General features: G+C 60.5%; 14 protein-coding genes and 1 tRNA gene. 5 read left to right on the forward strand and 10 right to left on the reverse strand.

The window, feature by feature from the left end:
• Position 1: 1 nt before the first annotated feature.
• The 9 genes from sctS to sctW are packed head-to-tail and all read right to left on the reverse strand — an operon-like array spanning position 2 to position 8,246.
• On the reverse strand, positions 2 to 265 hold the full coding sequence (sctS, locus tag HX812_RS06435) for a type III secretion system export apparatus subunit SctS (protein ID WP_033896937.1): 264 nt from the start codon (positions 263 to 265) through the stop codon (positions 2 to 4).
• Between the two features lie 7 nt (positions 266 to 272).
• Positions 273 to 926, reverse strand: coding sequence for a type III secretion system export apparatus subunit SctR (sctR, locus tag HX812_RS06440; protein WP_038842806.1), 654 nt, complete (start codon positions 924 to 926; stop codon positions 273 to 275).
• On the reverse strand, positions 923 to 1,936 hold the full coding sequence (locus tag HX812_RS06445; RefSeq protein ID WP_038842803.1) for a FliM/FliN family flagellar motor switch protein: 1,014 nt from the start codon (positions 1,934 to 1,936) through the stop codon (positions 923 to 925). The genes sctR and HX812_RS06445 overlap by 4 nt, the downstream gene beginning before the upstream one ends.
• The gene (locus tag HX812_RS06450; RefSeq protein WP_038842800.1) at positions 1,933 to 2,391 is read right to left on the reverse strand and encodes a type III secretion system HrpP C-terminal domain-containing protein; all 459 of its coding nucleotides are present in this window, start codon (positions 2,389 to 2,391) and stop codon (positions 1,933 to 1,935) included. The genes HX812_RS06445 and HX812_RS06450 overlap by 4 nt, the downstream gene beginning before the upstream one ends.
• A complete protein-coding gene (locus tag HX812_RS06455; RefSeq protein ID WP_038842797.1) occupies positions 2,388 to 2,816 on the reverse strand; it encodes a YscO family type III secretion system apparatus protein in 429 nt (142 codons plus the stop codon). Before HX812_RS06455 ends, HX812_RS06450 begins: the two co-directional genes overlap by 4 nt.
• The gene (locus HX812_RS06460) at positions 2,803 to 4,161 is read right to left on the reverse strand and encodes a FliI/YscN family ATPase (protein ID WP_038842794.1); all 1,359 of its coding nucleotides are present in this window, start codon (positions 4,159 to 4,161) and stop codon (positions 2,803 to 2,805) included. The genes HX812_RS06455 and HX812_RS06460 overlap by 14 nt, the downstream gene beginning before the upstream one ends.
• Positions 4,158 to 5,057 carry an FHA domain-containing protein gene (locus tag HX812_RS06465; RefSeq protein ID WP_038842870.1) on the reverse strand — a complete coding sequence of 300 codons (900 nt, stop codon included), beginning with the start codon at positions 5,055 to 5,057 and terminating at the stop codon, positions 4,158 to 4,160. The genes HX812_RS06460 and HX812_RS06465 overlap by 4 nt, the downstream gene beginning before the upstream one ends.
• Positions 5,058 to 5,091: 34 nt before the next feature.
• Positions 5,092 to 7,185: a type III secretion system export apparatus subunit SctV gene (gene sctV / locus HX812_RS06470; protein ID WP_038842791.1), complete on the reverse strand. Its 2,094-nt coding sequence runs from the start codon at positions 7,183 to 7,185 to the stop codon at positions 5,092 to 5,094.
• Complete coding sequence (gene sctW / locus HX812_RS06475; protein WP_038842788.1) at positions 7,182 to 8,246, reverse strand: type III secretion system gatekeeper subunit SctW; 1,065 nt, start codon at positions 8,244 to 8,246, stop codon at positions 7,182 to 7,184. The genes sctV and sctW overlap by 4 nt, the downstream gene beginning before the upstream one ends.
• A 262-nt stretch (positions 8,247 to 8,508) precedes the next feature.
• Here sctW and HX812_RS06480 point away from each other — a divergent pair, with 262 nt between their 5' ends.
• The 5 genes from HX812_RS06480 to idi all read left to right on the forward strand — a co-directional run bounded on the left by HX812_RS06480 (position 8,509) and on the right by idi (position 13,201).
• Entirely contained in the window at positions 8,509 to 9,060 is a 552-nt protein-coding gene (locus HX812_RS06480; RefSeq protein ID WP_038842785.1) for an RNA polymerase sigma factor, read from the forward strand.
• A 191-nt stretch (positions 9,061 to 9,251) separates the two neighbouring features.
• Positions 9,252 to 9,328 (forward strand) — tRNA-Met (locus HX812_RS06485).
• A gap of 300 nt (positions 9,329 to 9,628) precedes the next feature.
• Entirely contained in the window at positions 9,629 to 11,824 is a 2,196-nt protein-coding gene (locus HX812_RS06490; protein WP_050572372.1) for a cytochrome P450, read from the forward strand.
• The gene (locus HX812_RS06495) at positions 11,821 to 12,627 is read left to right on the forward strand and encodes a class I SAM-dependent methyltransferase (protein ID WP_038842782.1); all 807 of its coding nucleotides are present in this window, start codon (positions 11,821 to 11,823) and stop codon (positions 12,625 to 12,627) included. The genes HX812_RS06490 and HX812_RS06495 overlap by 4 nt, the downstream gene beginning before the upstream one ends.
• 31 nt (positions 12,628 to 12,658) lie before the next feature.
• Complete coding sequence (idi, locus tag HX812_RS06500; RefSeq protein ID WP_038842777.1) at positions 12,659 to 13,201, forward strand: isopentenyl-diphosphate Delta-isomerase; 543 nt, start codon at positions 12,659 to 12,661, stop codon at positions 13,199 to 13,201.
• A 2-nt stretch (positions 13,202 to 13,203) separates the two neighbouring features.
• Here the strand turns inward: idi and HX812_RS06505 are convergent, their stop codons facing one another.
• On the reverse strand, positions 13,204 to 17,496 hold the full coding sequence (locus HX812_RS06505) for an AvrE-family type 3 secretion system effector (protein ID WP_038842774.1): 4,293 nt from the start codon (positions 17,494 to 17,496) through the stop codon (positions 13,204 to 13,206).
• Positions 17,497 to 17,527 lie beyond the last annotated feature (31 nt).

Genomic DNA, 17,527 nt, shown 5'->3' on the forward strand with positions numbered 1-17,527 from the left:
CTCAGTTCAGGGCCGAACGGCCGATCATTTCGAAGGTCAGGTTGATCAACTGGATCAACTCCACGCCAATCCAGCGGCCAGTCATGATCAGCGTGATCCCCACGGCCACCAACTTGATACCGAAGGGCAATGTCTGGTCCTGTACCTGCATCAATGCCTGCACGAGAGACGTCAACACCCCCACCACCACCGCCACGATCAACGGCGGCGCCGACAGCACCACCACCAGCAACATGCCCTGCTTGAACAGCACGATAGGTTCCATACGGCACTCAGAGGTAGGAGAGGAACAGACTGTCGAGCAACCGGGACCAGCCGGACACCATCACGAACAACAGCAATTTCAGCGGCAGGGAAATAGTCATCGGCGAGACCATTTGCATGCCCAGCGACAGGAGCAGGTTGGAGACAATCAGGTCGATCACGATGAAGGGGATATAGATCAGAAAGCCGATCTCGAACCCCGCCTGCAGCTGCGACAATACGAAGGCCGGGATCACCAGGATCAAGTCTTCGCGCTGCACCTGCTCGGCCATCTGCGCAGGCCACAAGCGCTTGGAATTCTCCAACAGGTGCGTCAGCACATCCGGGTCGATGTTGCGCAGCATGAAGGCACGTAGCGGTTTGATCGCCTCACTGCCTGTCTGCAGAAGCATTTGCACGTTGCTCAAGTCCACAGGCGAGGCTTTGACGTGCTCGGCGATTTCATACCCCACCGGGGCCATGATGAATAGCGTGGCCGCCAGTGCGATGCCATTGATGGCCATGCTGGGCGGCACCTGCTGCACACCGATGGCGTTGCGGGTGATCATCAGCACAATCACAATTTTCAGGAACGCGGTGCAGACGATCAACAGCATGGGCATCAATGAAAATGCCGCCAGGAAGACCGCGAGAACTAAGGGATCCAGCCCTTGAAGGATCATCCGCCGAACATCACGCGGGACAACTGCAGGCCAAGGCGCCCGTCGATTTCCACCAACTGCCCCAAGCCGATCGGCCGGTCGCCGTAATAGAGACCCGCCATGCCGGGCGCATAACCGGCGACACCCAGTACGGCACCAGGGGCGAGGCTGCGCAACTCGCCCAAGGTGAGGTTCAGTGTTCCGCAGCGTATGTTCAACGCCATGCTCAACTCGTCGAAGGGCTCATGGCCGAATACGTCCACAACGGGTTCATCTTCGTCATACCCCGAGTAGTGGGGAGCGATAAATTCTTCATCCATGGAGGTGCCCTCAATCGAAGTCAGTGTCAGACACAACGCGCCTGCGTCATCGTCAATACGCCCATGCAGTCGCTGCTTGCCAACCTGTACGTGGCCAGCGCCCTGGGCCTGGAAAAAATTCTGTTCCGGTATCAGCACATCCCCAGCCCGCAGGCCACGTACCTGTGCAATCGGTAATTGCAGGCGTCCAAGCGTCACGGCAATTGCCAGTTGAAACGATGCGGGCAACGGCGCGGCATTGCTGCGCCACGCCCCGGCATCACACAACGCGAGGAAGGTCTCGGCCGTCAGCCACAGGTAGCCCAATGCACGGGAGGCCCCCAGCGTCACGCTGAGTCGACAACCAAACCCCTTTGGGCGCTCGACCTCCAGCAGTCGCACATGGCCCAGCAGTGCTTGCACCTGCGGGCTCAGATGATGCTGGAACAACGCCCAGAACCAGGAATCCGGATCGTTGCCCGTCTTGGCCAAGGTCACCGGGCATTCGCCCAGCAGACTGAGCAAGGGGCCAGCCTCGGCCAGCGCCAGCACCCCGCGTGCCGTTTCGAAGCACAATGACTGGCCCGCAGTGGGCGCACGACCCGGTTCGAGCCATAACTCACCACGCTGCCCCGCGACGTCGAAGGGCAAGCGCAAGCCGCGCCCGAGACGACGGCGTGCGGCAACCACGTCACCACTGACCCGAGGCAGCGGCACTGCCGGAATCATCATGCAGCCCCGACAGAGGGAAGCGACAGGCTGACCGTTTGCCCCAACGATTGTGTAAAGCGGTCCTCAACCTGTTGTCGCACGCCGTTCAGCCAGCGCGCCGTCGCATCATCTTGTGCATCCAGGTCGATACTCCAGGCGCTCTGTTCACGGCGCACACTGGCGTTGATCCGCCCCAGACGGGGCAAGTACAACACCGCCTGCAGCGGCCACTGCGACGCGGCCTGCAGGCGAGGTACCAGTTGCTCGGCCAGCGCCTCGATCATGGCCGCAGCGCCCGACGTCTTGATTCCCGACAGCTGAGTCCCGGCACCAGAACCGTCCCCCTCACCCGCCCACAACCGGGAAAACAATCGTGTCAGCTCCGCAGGCAGGACGCCCGCTATTGCGGGCTCTCGTTCTTCTCGCGTTTCACGTGGGCGTGGACGCTCGGCGGGTTTATCTGAAACCTGGGTCATGTCGGCTCCTGCGCCAGTAAAAGAGATAACTCCTGAAGTTTTTCCACCTGCCGCAGGCAGGCGGTGACCTGCTTTTGGGCTCTGCCGACGCAGGTCTGTCGTTCTTCCTGCTGGCCCTGCAAGGCTTCCAATTGCCCCATGCCCCGCCGGGTATTGGCCGATAAGGAACGTTCCTGCGCACCCCAGGACTTCAGCGCCTGCAGGTTCAATACCTGGCCCTGGTGTTCACTGAGCAATTGGGCGCTTCGTTCAGCCTCATCACGCCGGATCTGCTCAAGTGCATCCTCGGCCTGTCGGATATTGGCAAGCAGGGCCTGCTGGGCCCGCTTCGCCTCACGCAAGGCACGCTCAGCCCGATCTGCCCGGTGCCGGCGCAGACGGCGCAGCGTCTCGACTTCGCCGAGCAGCCCATCAGAATGGGACATAGGCCGTCAGCTCCTTGAGTTGTTCAAGCGTCGTCGCCATCGGCGCAGGCTCACGCAAGTCCTGACGCAGGAAATTGTCCACCGCCTGGCGACTGTCCACCGCCAGGTCGGTCAAGGCATCGCTGCCGGGCTGGTATTCCCCCAGCTTGAGCATCAGTTCGATCTGCTGATAGGCCGACAACAAGCGGCGCAACGCCGTGCCCGCCTGGATATCCACAGGCTCGGCGACGTTGCTCAGGATCCGCGAGAGGCTCGCCAGCACATCCACGGCGGGATAGTGCCCACGTTCCGCCAACTTGCGAGACAACACGATGTGGCCGTCGAGCAACGAGCGCACTTCATCGGCCACCGGATCGTTCATGGAGTCCTGCTCGATCAACACGGTGTAGATCGCCGTGATCACCCCCTCACGGGTCAACCCGGCGCGCTCTACAAGGCGCGGCAGCAGGCTGTACACAGAAGGCGGCAGGCCACCGCGGCCGAGAGGTTCGCCGGCGGCCAGGCCGATCTCGCGTTGGGCCCTGGCGAATCGGGTGAGGGAGTCGATCAGCAGCAGCACTCGCTTGCCCTCACGCCGAAAACCCTCAGCCAGTGCCGTGGCCGTAAAGGCTGCACGGGCTCGCTCCATGCTGGAACGGTCGGACGTGGCGCACACCAGTACGGCCTTGGAACGCAGTTGCTCATCGAGTTCGTGATCGAGGAATTCACGCAGTTCCCGACCCCGCTCGCCGATCAGGCCGAACACAATGACGTCGCACTCCACGTTACGAGCGATCTCGGCCAACAGGGTGGTCTTGCCGCAACCGGCCCCGGCGAACAGGCCCACGCGCTGGCCTTCGCCTAGCGTCAACAAGCCATCGATCGAACGCACGCCGGTGGCCAAGGCGCGGTTGATACGCGGTCGATCAGTCGGCAACGGCGCCTCACACAACACGGCGCTAGAGTCCGGCGAGTCAGCCTCGACAAACGCACTCGGGCCTTCTCCCGTGATCGGCCGCCCGAAGCCGTCCAGCACCTGGCCCAGCAAAGCCTCGCTGACCTGTACGCGATGCGAGACCCCAAGACGCTCCACGCCGGCGCCTACCTGCACGCCTTCCAGATTGCCCAGGGCGCTGAGCACCGCGTCCTGCTGATCGAAACCGATGATCTCGGCCAGCATGTAGTCACCCTGCTTTTTCTCGACCCGACACAGATCACCGATACGCGCTTGAGGCAGCCGACACTGCAACAACATGCCATTGACGCGCTGGATGCGCCCCCGCATGGTCACCGGTGCGAAGGTGGCCAGCGATTGGATCTGGCGTTGCTGCCAGGCTTCCAGGCGTGCTTGCAGTTGCGCACTCACCAGCGCACCTCGTAGCGCTGTACGCCGTCGAACACCACCTTGCTGTTGTCGATCAGCACCAGGCGCAGGCCGTCGACCTCATCCCCGACAAACAGGCGGCTACCCTCCTCCAGAACCACGTGACCATTGGGCCCGCCCACGATCTGCACAATCTTGAACGGCAACGTCCCATCGCGTGCGCGCACACGGCTGATCACCGGCACGGCGCTGTCGAACTGCTCGCCAAAACGGCTGAGCATGCGCGCCAGCAGATCCACGTCGTCCTGTGAAACATCCCCACTGAGCGCAACCTGCCCATTGATCACTTGCAAGCTGACTCGCTGGTTTAGTTCACGCTCGCTGAGCATCTTCAACAACTGCTGGCGTACCTCAAACGGTGATGCCAGCTCGTGTTTTCGCTCCACAGGCGGCATCAGGGAGGCCTGGGCCTCAGGTTTCCCGGTGGACGCCATGCCCACCACGATGAAGATCACCGTCACCACCAGCACCAGCGTAATCAGACGCTTCTGCTGAGCGTGCGAAATGGCCGACAACTTAAGCACCGGCACCGGCTCACTGACCCGTGGCGACACCTCCGGTGCAGAGGCTGCAGCCTGGGGCCAGGGCTCATCGGCCAACGTGACGCACAACCGTACGTTGCCCACTAGAAACGTGGCGTTCAGCGCCAGATGCGCAATCTGCGCCAGCACCTGACCCTCTGCATCCTGCAACAACCCGGCCTCAGCCTGCACCGACCAGTTCGAGTCGATGAGCCGCAGCCGGGCATGCTGCTCGGCGATGCCTGGATCGCTCAGCACCAGGTCAGCATCGGCGTGGGCACCGATGCTCCACTGCTCTCCGAACAAGGGCAGCGCAGCCCCCTGATGCCGCCCATCAAGCACTCGCAACTCGAACATCAGCGAGCCCCCCAGGCCTGACATAGCCAAGTCTTCATGCCACCGCACCACGCATCAACTCGTCCTGGCCCAGGTCGAAACGCCCCAGCACCTTGACCTTGGAGGCGTTGCCCAGCTCAGCGAAAGACAGCACCGGCACGTGGTTGAACTCCTCCAGCAACAACGTACGCAGCGGGCTGCGCAAGTCCTGAGCAACCAGCATCACACTCCTGAGTTTGGGACGAACGGGAAAGGCTTGATTGAGCAGGCTGACCAACGTCGCGCTGTGTTCGTCATCGAGGGCGAAGAACACCCCGGTCTGGGTCTGGCGCAGCGCCTCACGCAGGATGTTTTCAGTGTGCGGCGACAGCAACCAGGCATGCAGGCCGTCGGCTTCGCTGTACTGGTGGTAGATCTGTGCCTTGAGCGCAATACGCGCGTAGTCGGCCAGCGCGTCCGGCTCGCGTTCATGCTGGCCGTACTCGATCAGCGACTCGACGATCAGCCGTACGGCGCGCAACGGCACACCCTCGCTGGCCAGGCGTTGCAGTACTGCCGAAAACCGCGACAGCGGCATGATCCGCTGCAGTTCCTGGACCAGTTCGGGTTGGTTGTGCTCCAGCCAACTGAGGATCGACTTGCTCTCCTGGATCCCCAGGAACTGCGGCCCGCTGAGCATCATCGCCTGCTTCATGCGCTCAACGATCAGGCTCGCCGAGGTGAAGCGCTCCAACTGCGGGTCATCGAGCAGCGGATCATCCGGTGCCAACCAGAGCCAGTCCTGTTCATCGCGCTCCACCAACCCTGGAATGGCATGTGCCGGCTCAACCGTCAGCGCTTTGCGCTCCACCGCCACATGGCTGACCACCGATGCCTTGACCATGGGCACTTCGTGGACACAGAAGCGCATTTCGTCGTCGTCCAGTGAGTCGTCGAGTTCCACCTCGAACGGTGGCAGCGTCAAGCCGATATTAGCGACCAGCGCATTTCGGGCCTGGCGGATCGAGTGAACAAGATCCGTCACTTCAGGCGTCCCGCGTAGCACCGGGGAGAATTGCAGCAGGTAGGGCCGCGACGGATCAAACCCACGCAAGTCCTCACGGCCGTTCTCTTCAGGACGCACCGTTTCGGCGGTTTCAGCCGCAGGTTGCTCCTGCCGTTGACGCTGGCGCATCAGGTAGTACCCCAGGCTGCCGGTGACCAGCGCGATGAGGATAAACACTCCAGTGGGCATGCCGGGTACCGCGGCAAAGGCGAGCATCCCCACCGAGGCGATCATCCAGCTCTTGGGTTCGCTGGTCATTTGCCGGGCAATTTCGGCGCCCATGTTGCTGGCGCCCTTGCGTCCGTCCGGCGCCACACGGGTGATGATCATGCCGGCGGTGAGGGAGATCAGCAGCGCCGGGATCTGTGCGATCAGGCCGTCGCCGATGGTCAATACCGAGTACAGCGTAATGGACTCGGAAGCGCTCAAGCCGTGCTGAAACATGCCGGTGGAAAAACCACCCAGCAAGTTCACCACAACGATGATCAGGCCCGCGATGGCGTCGCCTTTGACGAACTTCATGGCGCCGTCCATGGCCCCGAACAGTTGGCTCTCTCGGGACAACTGCTCCCGTTTGTCCCGCGCTTGCATGCCGTCAATCAAGCCGGCCCGCAAGTCGCTGTCGATGGACATCTGCTTGCCGGGCATCGCGTCCAGGCTGAAACGCGCCGCCACTTCGGCCACCCGTTCCGAGCCCTTGGTGATCACCAGGAAGTTGACCAGGGTCAGGATCAGGAAGATCACCATCCCCACGGCGAGGTTGCCGCCCACTACAAAGTTGCCGAAGGCCTCGACGATGTCTCCGGCGTCCTGCTCCAGCAGGATCAGGCGTGTCGTGGCAATCGACAGAGACAGGCGAAACATGGTGGTCAACAGCAGGATCGACGGGAACGAAGAGAACGCCAGGGGGCCTGGCAGGTACAACGCCAACACGATCAACAGGCATGAGATGCAGATGTTGAGCGCGATCAGGATGTCCACCAGCCAAGTGGGCAGCGGCACGATAAAAATGAACACGATGGCCATCACCACCACGGCGCCCAGCACTTCTGCGCGTTGCGCGACCTTGAGCAGAAAACCGTTGATGGCCGAAAGCGCTGTCACGCCATGACTCCCAGCTCACCCGGAAAACGCGCGGGGCCACGCGTCACCCGGTCCAGCTCACCGATCACCGCCAGAAAGCCACGCAAGGTTTCTTCGCGTACCCGCCCGTCGAGCCATATCGCCAAAGGCAATTGCTGGACCACGGGATAAAGCGCATTGAGAGCCAGCAATTGCTGAGCATTCGAACTGCCTGACAGGTCGCTTCCAAGCCGCAGGATTTCGGCAGCCGCGATACCCGCGCCCGCGTAACCCAGCAGGCGTTGCAGCAGGCTCACGGCATCATGATCGATACCCAGCCGTTGCATCAGGGCATTGCAACCGGCCAACACGCCGCTCAACTGTCCACAACTTTGCAGCCCCAGTAACAGGGTACGCAACAGCGGCGTTGGCAGTGACGACACCTTGGCCGCGATGTCGTCCGCCAAAGCCTTGCGCATCATCTTGAGCCCGTCGGCAAGCCGTTCTTCGCCATAAACCCCCAGCAACGCCTGCATCATCGTCGCCAACGATTGACGCGCGACCACACTGGCGTAGTAGAGCGTACGCAGCGCCTGGCGTTCCTGTGGATCGGTACTCGCCGCTTGCAGCGCCACGGCAATGTTCAGGCCAGCCTGGATCTCCCCTTTGAAGCGGACCTCCAGCTTGGCAATTGCATCACGCGCCAACGCTGCTTCCGACGGACGCACTTCAACGTCGGCCTGGGTTGCCACATATTTGAGTACCACGAACGCACGTGCGGGGTCTCCACCCGCCAGTTCCAGCAATTTGTCGACATGGGGATGCTGCAGCAACTGCCAGCGGATGCGGCGCGAAAGGCTCGCGAGGGTCGCCTGGGCAGGGTGACCCAACTGATCATAAATTTGCGCGAGCTGCTCGGCCGGCGGCACGCGCACGCTCATCTTGCGCTGGCTCAACGGTTGAGTGTTGTTTTGCACTTCCAGGTTGAACAGGTGGGCGAGCTCATCCATGCCAGAAGCCGGCGCCGGTGTGGAGGTCGGGCTGACGGCAGGTTGATCCAGCGACTGGACCGTTTGCACATCCGGGGAGGATTCGACTTTCATGGACAGACCTGAACAGGAAGAGTGTTTCCCTGTGTGGCAAGGCCAGCGCAAATGGTTCCAAAAAGTCAGATCACACGAAAAGTTTGAAAAGACTTGCACAGACCTTCAAGGCTCTATGCAAAAGGCTGCACAAAAAAACACTTTATAAAAAAATTTATCGATGTAAATCAGCATGTTATGAAAATTATTTTCTTGGCATAGCCAGTGCAAAAGGGGTTCCCGTCGACACCTTTTCGACTGCGTCTACACCAAGGAAACAATCATGAATATCCCTATTGAAGCTTTAGCGCACCTCGTTGGCAGCTCGCCTCAATTCATGCTTCACCTGACAGACGACCAGCAAAAAAAACTGCGGCGCTTCATTCACAAGCGCGTACTCAACCCTGAAGATGCGGATGATCTTCTGCAATTGACGTACCTGGAAGCCTGGCGCAACCGCGAGCGTTTCAGCGGCAATGCCACACTCAGCACTTGGATGTGTGGCATTGCGCAAAACCTCATCCGCAACCACTTCCGGCGCTTGTACGCCAAACCCGTGCATTGCGAGTTTGATGAGTCGCTCTGGCATGGTCAGGAAGACAACCACAATCTGGATTGGGAGTTTGAGGTCAACCGTCGCCTGGAAAAAACCCTGAGCGCTATCGATCATCTGCCGACGGAAATGCGCAAGACGCTGTACGCCTCACTGGAAACCGACGGCAGCTATCAGGACACAGCCGACGCACTGGACATTCCTATCGGCACCGTACGCTCACGCCTGTCACGGGCCCGCGAACAGCTCAAGCGCGCCACGCACAACCCGAAACACCCTTAACGTCATCGCACGCGTTGAGCGGCAGGGATATCTGCTCAACGCGATCACGTTTTGCGGGGCCTCGGCAGGGTGAATACTGATCCACTCGTCGCCAGATCCGCTGATTTCGCTTAAACAGTTGAAAGCGTAGATAAAAATTCAAAATAAATACTTGACGCATTCCCGTTCTACGCGAATAATGCGCGCCACTTGGCTACATAGCTCAGTTGGTTAGAGCATAGCATTCATAATGCTGGGGTCCGGGGTTCAAGTCCCTGTGTAGCCACCAAGTACCGATCCATAGATGTCTACAGCAGTCTATGAATCACCTCAAGAAGCCCGCCTAGTGCGGGCTTTCTTGTTTCTGGCGTTTCAAAACACCACTGCCTCACAGCGCCTTCTCCTGAACGCCCTCCTTCCTGAAACCCCATTTCGCCTTCAATTTTGCGGGGGTTCCCGCACCTCAGTCGGAAACACCTGACATCCAAAGCCATTTACTTCCAAGCATGCTCCACAGGGTTTGAATACAGCCACGTTGCCCTGAACCTCCATCACTGGAGGTTGCCTGGACATGTAACAAGGATGTCATATGACAAATAATTCAGAGGGGCGCTTCATGCCGATAGCACCGCTGATCATTCCCGAAATACTGCTTCCGTTTCCCTGCCCGCCGCCACGTTCTGACAGCCATCGGTTGCGCGAGCATGCCCTGGCCTGGGCGCAACGATACGGCTTGATCGGCCGTCGGGGTGCGCACCGGCTAAGCACCACTGCGCTGCTCGACCTGGGCATCGCGCTGTGCGGACAAGCCCCGACGCACCAGGCCGAAACCCTGGTGTGCTGGTATCTGTGGGCACTCACACTCGATGACCGGATCGATGACGGCCCCTGGGCAGAAAACGGCGTGCTGGAACGTTTCGTCGCAGCCGTGCAGGCCATAACCGAGAGCGACGGTGTCGACTCACCCGATGAAATCGGCCGGCTTGATGACCCTATGCTCAGTGTCCTGATCGATGATCTGTGGCCACGGACACGGAGCTGGGGTGACGGGCGTTGGCGGCATCGGCTTGTACGCAATTTACTCGGGCATTTGCGTGCGCAGGCGACCCTGGTGAGAATGCGCGAAACCGGCACGGCGCCCACGTTGGCCGAATATCTTCCGTTGCGACGGGATTCATTTGGTGCACTGTTCTTCTTTGATCTCATCGACGCAGCCGAAACGCTCGACCCCTACGAGCATTCAGACAACACAGAATGGTGGAACACACTCCGCGAGCACACTGCCGATATCATCACCTGGACAAACGATATCCACTCGATTGCCAAAGATGTGGTGTGTGGCGAGCGCTTCAACCTGGTCTCCGTTCTGGCGGACACCCATGGCACCGACTGGCCAGCGTCGATCGAAGCGGCCCTGCAAATGCTCAATACAGCAGTCGAGGCATTCACCCAGACCTCAGCTCAGCCCTACCGAGCGTCCGCCGCCACCGACCCGGAACGGCTGCGCCAGGTTGCCCGAGCGGCGGGCGATTGGCACAAAACCGTTTCCCGGTATCACCTGCAGGCCACCGACGCCACGGGCCAGGTCAACCGGCAGGTGGACCTGGCGTGCATCCCCCCTACCCTGAAATCCCGGCAATTCGAAATCGACCCCTACCCCCTTTATGAGCGTTTGCGTACCACGCTGCCCATTGTCTACGACGAGCCTACGGACGTGTGGCTGGTCAGCCGTTATGCGGATGTCAAAGCAGCGTTGACCCACCCCGGAACGAGCAGCAACAACTACAGCTGGCAAATCGGACCGTTGCTGGGGCACACCATTGTCGCCATGGACGGTTGTGAACACGCCCAGCATCGAGCGTTGCTGAGCCCGTCGTTCCGCAGCAAGGCCCTAACAGTCCTTGAAGCATCGGTCACCTCGGTGAGCATGGACCTGTTGGCGCAGATGCGTGGCCGCCGTCAGGTGGACCTTGTTGCCGATTTCACCTCCGTGCTGCCCGTGCGCGTGATGGCTCGCGCGCTAGGGCTCCCGGCTGAAACCCCGGAGGAAGTCGCTCGGCTGAAGAACTGGTGTGCCATCGGCTTCGCCTACATGGGCAACTACCGACAGGATCCGACCCTCTTGACCGGCGGTTTATCCAACCGTGACAGTTTCTACGACTTCATCCAGCCCCACATCGACGCCCGTCGCGCGGCACCCACCGACGATTTGATCTCACATCTTGTGGCCGCGCGGATTGACGGCCAGCCCTTGTCCGAGGCGTTCGTGCGGGCCTACTGCGCGATCTTGATGACGGCCGGCAGTGAGACCAGCCACGGTGCCTTGGCAAACCTCATCGTCAATCTGCTGAACGAGCCCGGCGTGAAAGAGGCGGTGATGGCTGATCCGGACTTGATGGACAATGCGCTCGCTGAAACCTTGCGACGCAACCCTCCTTTGCAACTCATTCTCCGGGAGGCCCGTGAATCGCTGGAGCTGCCGTCCGGAACCATTCCTTGCGGCGCGACCCTGGCCTGCCTGATCGGCTCGGCCAACCGTGATCCGCACCAGTTCACCGATCCGGACATCTTCACTCTGTCGCGCCCCAATCAGGAGACGAATCATTTTGCGTTCGGCGCAGGGCGTCATTTCTGCCTGGGATCCATGCTTGCACGGATGGAAATCACCCTCGGCGCTCGCCTGTTGCTACAGACCTTTCCAGACGTGCGCTGGGCTCCAGGGTTCCAGCCCGCCGAACACGGTTTCCTCAACCGCTGCCCTCCTCGACTGGAGGTCGCACTGTGAGTACCACTGACCCAGCCGAGGAGCCCGGCTACACCAACAGCTATCTCGGTGATCAGCATGCCGGCCAGTTGGCGCGGATGCGCACCCTGGAGCGCGCCTTTGACCCGCTGAGCCAAACAGTGTTTGGCCAACTGTCCCTTCCGGACAAGCCGACCCTGCTTGACCTCGGCGCTGGCGCCGGATCATTCGCTGGCTGGCTGAGCAAGCGCTATCCCGACGCGACGGTCATTGCCACCGACATTGACACCCGGTTTCTCAACGACATACCCGGCATTCAGGTGGTCACGCATAATGCCGTGACCGATGATTTCCCCGCCGCCTCTTTTGACGTGGTGCACGTCAGGGCCTTGTTGTGCCACCTTCCCGAGCGCGAAGACATATTCACCAGAGCAGCCACCTGGGTCCGTCCGGGCGGCTGGCTGGTGACCGAAGATGTGAGCTTGCGACCCAGCTTGAGCACGGCCAACCCACTGTTCCGGAAAATCGCCCAGGCCGGTTTCACGCTCCTGGAGCAGTCCATTGGCTCCGACATGCTCTGGGCCGATACGCTCCCCGACCGGCTAGGTGAACGGGGACTGTGCAATATCGGGTGTCGCACCCTGGAAGGCCGCATCGGCGACGACAGCCCGGCCGACGCATTCTGGGCGGCAACCACAGCACAAGCCGGACCGACGTTACTGAAGCTCGGGCTGCTCACTCAGGATGACCTTGATGCCATGGCCAGGCTGCGCGCCTCTGCGACCTTCACCGAGGCAGCGTTGACGTTCATCAGCGCCTGGGGGCAAGTGCCCGAGCGCGACTAGACAGCCGTAACTGCACAAAAGAGGACACCGAATGACAGACTCCGTGATTTTGGTCGACGCACACGATCGTCAGATTGGTGTGTGTGATAAACGCGACGCACACCTGGGGGAGGGCCAGCTTCATCGCGCATTTTCGGTTCACCTGATCGACAGTGTCGGGCGTCACCTGATTCAACGTCGTGCCGCAGGCAAAATGCTTTGGCCTGGGTTCTGGTCGAATGCCTGCTGCAGCCATCCGGCCCCTGGCGAGACTGTTCTGGACGCAGCGTGTCGTCGCCTGCGCGAAGAGCTGGGGGTCGGCGCCTCCTGCCGCTTCCTGTACAGTTTTGAATACCATGCGCGCTTTGGGGTGATCGGTGCGGAACATGAGTTATGCCATGTATTGGTTGCTCAATCTGACACGGTGGTCTCCCCGGCCGTCGAAGAGGTCAGCGAGATCCAGTGGCTGAGCCGCGCTCAAGTCTCAACCCAACTCGCAGATCCGGCAGCACACTTCACGCCCTGGTTTCGAATGCAGTGGCGCCGCCTTTTAGCGCAGCACCACTTATTCGATACGCCAACCTCTCAGGCATAAGTTCAGCTCGCTGACAGACCTTGCGTCCTCACGCGCAGGTCTCCCAGGTCAATCGTCAGATCAGGGCTTGGCAGGCTGCCCAGCGTGTCGTTCAGGTTCATTCGCAATGGCTTGTCGGGGTCCAGCCCGTATTCAAGGTCTGCATTGACGCGCGCCTGGGAATGACTCAGGCCGGCACTGCTGGAAAAACTGAGATTCGTCATAGCGGGTATCGACATGCCATGGGACTGGGTGGCGGTGTAGCTCAGACTCATGTGCTTGACCCGCAGATTGTTGCGATCACTCAGTGCGCGCTTGATCAGCCGCTCGGTACTTTCACCGGCAAGGTGACTGCGCTCTATCGCTCTCAGGACCTCTGGCTTGAGCTCCATGCCAAGGGTGACTGAAGTGCCTTCGCCACGCTGCAACTGATCGAGCACCTGGGCAAACTGCGGATCATCCTTCATCCATTGTTCAATCGCCGCTTTGTTGGCCGGCGCCACATCATCCAGCCAGGCATGGCGCCCATCGTCCCGCAAGCCGACACGGGTGACCGATGACTCAACCGACGCCAGTTGGCGCAACCCATTCCTTGCCAGGTTTTGCTGGTTCATCAGCTTGTCGAGTGATTGGTTGATCGCGTGATAGGCGTCCGGTTTTGTTGCAAGGGACGGATGAGTCGCGAGGAACTGCTGCAGAGTGGCCAACTGTTGATCCACTGTGCCCTTCGACAGCTCGGTCGATGCCAGCTCCCGCCTGAACGTCGGCGAGTAGAGCGACACGCTGTGTTTGAGCTCATCAACCTGCGACTGGCTCACCGGTTGCGGATGCTTGAAGGCAAAATTAAAGGCCTGGGATACCCCGCGATCAAACCGCACCATGACCGACAGCTCCGGCAACGCGAACGCAATCGCGCTGGGGCCACCACTGCCAGCATTGCCCAACACCAACGCGCCGAGCGGCACGATATTGGCACCTACTCCGCCCTGTCGCAGTAGCTGCGCGCCAGCGGCGCTACCGTGGCGGGTACCTTCTGCGGTACGCGTGCTTGATTGGCTCTTGTCCGCATGCGCGAGATTGAGATTGCCCACCCCACCAATGCCCGCGCGGATCACTGAGTCGAGGACGGCGATGTCCTCCTGAGGGCTGTACATCAAACGCAATTGCGCAAGTGCGTCCAGGTTAACGTCGCCACTGAGTTTCGAGCTTGTGCCGGCCGAGTGCCCCTCGCCCAGCGCCAGCAAGTCGTAGACGGTCCCGGTCTCGCCGGTCAGGATCGCCATCATCTTGCCAAAGTCTGACTCTTTCACATCAAAGCCAATGCTGGATCCCGTGTTTTTCGCCACCATTGCGCCCAATTCCGCAGCCACCCTCAAGCCTGGCCTCACCGCACCTGCCCCACCTCCCAGCGTCACACCCGAAGCCACCGAACCCACCAACCGTCGCGTGTTGTCCGTGCTGATTTCAACGCGAGCACCTTTGTCGGTACGACTGATACTCACACCGTGAGTGTGGGACGCGGATGCCTCCAGAAAAAACTCCACAGGGGCTACCGGTTTTATCCCCGTCACGATCAACCCCAGGGCTTTACCTTGGGTTCGGCTCGGAGAAAGGGTCTGGCCACTGCCCAGGTTCTGTACCTGCTGCGTCATCGCCTCTTTGATCGGCGCATCCTTGGGCAACCCCAACAGGCCCGAAAGATGCCAATGAAGCGCAGAGCCAGGCGTTCCAAGGTCCTTGGCCAACAGTTTGAAATTGCCATACAACGATTCCGCCTGCTCGTAACTGGCAATGCCTTGGCTGGCCAACGTGTGCACAGGGCTATCCTGGAACGTTTGCATGACATCGCGCAGAGACGTTTCTATACGCGTCAAGGCACTTGGGCTATAGCCGGACGTAGCGTCGAGCGCCTGTACCAGGTCCGCCAACTGCTTGAGCGTACTCGCATGATGGATCAGGTCGCCTTCGATCAATGCCGAGGGGTGATCAAGGTCGCGCTTATTCCCGGGCTTGGACGCGGGAAGCGTCAAACCCTGCCCCTCAAAGTTGGCCAGCAATGCGGCGGTCGGCTTTGGCGACGAGGACGAGACTCTTTTGAACGCTTCATATAGCTGATGCAGCGTCGAGTCAGGGTTAACTTTCGCCCTGCTCAATGTGGGCTTGGGGTCAAACGCCAAACCGTGAGCATCGCCCATGCGGCGTGCGCTTGACTGGCTGCTCTGCTCCACCTGCGTCAACGCCTGGCGGATCTGTTCGGCCAGTGCCTGTCGCGGCCCAGGTTCGCTCAGGGCAGCGAGCCGATGATTGAGATCAGCAGAAACCGGTCGGCTCTGTGCGAGTGAATTGAGTTGCTGGTGCAATCGCTGATCGTCAGCGTAAACGCTCTCCAATCCCTTGCGGCCATTGAAGTGTTGCGCAACGCCTTTAGCCTTTTGGCCGAGGGCTTCCAGGGGGTGAAAGTGTGCGCTGATGCCTTGGAAAAATGAACGCTTGAGCGGTATCCCTTCACGGGTTTGTCCCATGACATTACTGCTGACCGTCAGTGCCCCTCCGGAAAACTGCGCGCGCATTGGCGTGCTCGCCAACGTGTCGGCCAGCGACGGCGCCTGGGTCGTCAATGGCAGCGGGCCCCACTCCAACGCGCTGGAGGAAGCATTGTCCAGTTGGAAAAACTGCTTATCCCACCCTCCAATCAGGTGATGGTCAGCCCCCGTGCGCAAGGACTCCAACGGTTGGCGACCCGGTAATTCAACCCTGCTCCAACGTTGCGCGCTCGCGGTATTGCCCTGCCAGGCCTGACGATCCAACCTGAACAGCTCACCGCCCTGTGTGTGCGCATAAAGATTACCCACGTGATCCAGGGCCAGTGTTTTTATATCAATGGAAGGTGACGCGTGAAGCGGCCTGGCATCCCCGTCGTGGTGAACCTGAAGCTGGTGATCCTGATCGACGGTGACAAAATTGCGCCCGTCGACGACCGCGAATCCGGTAATGCGTCGCTGATCATTGCCTGCGAGCACTTCGTCAACAGACACGTGCGGGCGCGGAATGGGAAGCGCGGCCAAATCATGGCTGGCCCCCTCAATCAGCGGATCGCGCACGTTACCGATGGTCACCGCCTTCAGTTGCCCGTCTTGCAGCACATAGGCACGGCCATCCAACCCGCGCTCCAGATGTTCGACGCCAGATTGAGCAGTGTCTTGCCAACGTTGCGCCGCTGCGTCCCAGGTCAGCAGGCTGCCTGCATCCAACGCCACCTTGCCCCGCTGTCCAAGGTCGACCGCCGCCGCCAGTGCTTGTTGACTGGGCAGAGGCAGGCCTTTCTCAATGCCCTTGACCAGCACGTCGCTGAGGTTCCATTGCGGACGAAGATCGCTTGCTTCACGCAAGGGCACACTGTGCAATTGCTGCCGTGCGTCGCGCACCTTGGCATTGAGTTGTCCTTGATCATCGTGAAAGAAGCCTTCGACACGGACGGCCCCCTTCAGCGCTCGCTCCAGCGAGTCGACCGGCTGCCCGACCATCGGCAGCTGTTGACCTCGTGCCATACGCAGGTCTGCTTGGACCAGCTCGCCATCCGTTGTCGCACCATACAGCGTGTTTCCAGACAACCCGATACGTGCGAGCTGCACAGGCACTCCTGCCTCATCCACCGGCTGCAACGCCTGTACACTCCCGCCCTGGACCTGCACAAAAGAAGCATCCAGGGTCTGGCTCAACTGCACCGTCGTACGGCCATGCGCACTGCTGTCTGCAAAGCCTTTGGGGGTCTTCAGCAACTGCCCTTCGTTCGTTAAGCCAATGCGGCTGAGTGCACGGCTATCCGCATCGGGCACCCAGGAAAGTGTGAGCGGTTCAAAGCGAAACAGGCGCTGGCCCTCCAGGCGAAACTGCTGGCCATCCACCGTCGTCTGAACAGCGCTGACACTCCCCACATGCGCGCGCCCCGGACTCTCGCCAACGCCGCCGGTTGTATCCGCAAGACTGCTTTTGAATACCGCAGCAACAGCCGGCGTGGATTGGATGTGAAACACGTACTGGCGCTCATCCTTCATGCGCAACGTACCTGCTGCAGAAGGACCATCAGCCACATAGTGCTTATCGGGCTGGTTGAGGTGGCGGGCGATATCACGCCCGGTGAGTGTCGTATCAGCCTGCACCCTGCCATCGCGCAGGGACACATCGAACTGCATCGAAGTCGGTTGCAACGGTTGATAGTGCAACAACACGGGCGGAGGCGGTTCCTGGGCCGGCCTCTTCAAGCGTTCCACCAGGTCATGCTGCAGCTTAAAGAGAGCTTTCAATTCTGTGCGCATGGCAATACTCCCAAACAAAATTCATCACAGC

The organism is Pseudomonas sp. IPO3749, assembly GCF_013386605.1.
In the GTDB taxonomy this organism is placed as follows: Bacteria; Pseudomonadota; Gammaproteobacteria; order Pseudomonadales; family Pseudomonadaceae; genus Aquipseudomonas; species Aquipseudomonas azotoformans_A.

What these genes read in the sequence shown, in the direction of transcription:
- HX812_RS06465 (WP_038842870.1), bottom strand. Translation starts at nt 5,057, where the DNA reads ATGTTCGAGTTGCGAGTGCTTGATGGGCGGCATCAGGGGGCTGCGCTG.
- idi (WP_038842777.1), top strand. Translation starts at nt 12,659, where the DNA reads ATGACAGACTCCGTGATTTTGGTCGACGCACACGATCGTCAGATTGGT.
- HX812_RS06490 (WP_050572372.1), top strand. Translation starts at nt 9,629, where the DNA reads ATGACAAATAATTCAGAGGGGCGCTTCATGCCGATAGCACCGCTGATC.
- sctS (WP_033896937.1), bottom strand. Translation starts at nt 265, where the DNA reads ATGGAACCTATCGTGCTGTTCAAGCAGGGCATGTTGCTGGTGGTGGTG.
- HX812_RS06505 (WP_038842774.1), bottom strand. Translation starts at nt 17,496, where the DNA reads ATGCGCACAGAATTGAAAGCTCTCTTTAAGCTGCAGCATGACCTGGTG.
- sctW (WP_038842788.1), bottom strand. Translation starts at nt 8,246, where the DNA reads ATGAAAGTCGAATCCTCCCCGGATGTGCAAACGGTCCAGTCGCTGGAT.
- HX812_RS06480 (WP_038842785.1), top strand. Translation starts at nt 8,509, where the DNA reads ATGAATATCCCTATTGAAGCTTTAGCGCACCTCGTTGGCAGCTCGCCT.
- HX812_RS06445 (WP_038842803.1), bottom strand. Translation starts at nt 1,936, where the DNA reads ATGATGATTCCGGCAGTGCCGCTGCCTCGGGTCAGTGGTGACGTGGTT.
- HX812_RS06450 (WP_038842800.1), bottom strand. Translation starts at nt 2,391, where the DNA reads ATGACCCAGGTTTCAGATAAACCCGCCGAGCGTCCACGCCCACGTGAA.
- HX812_RS06455 (WP_038842797.1), bottom strand. Translation starts at nt 2,816, where the DNA reads ATGTCCCATTCTGATGGGCTGCTCGGCGAAGTCGAGACGCTGCGCCGT.
- sctR (WP_038842806.1), bottom strand. Translation starts at nt 926, where the DNA reads ATGATCCTTCAAGGGCTGGATCCCTTAGTTCTCGCGGTCTTCCTGGCG.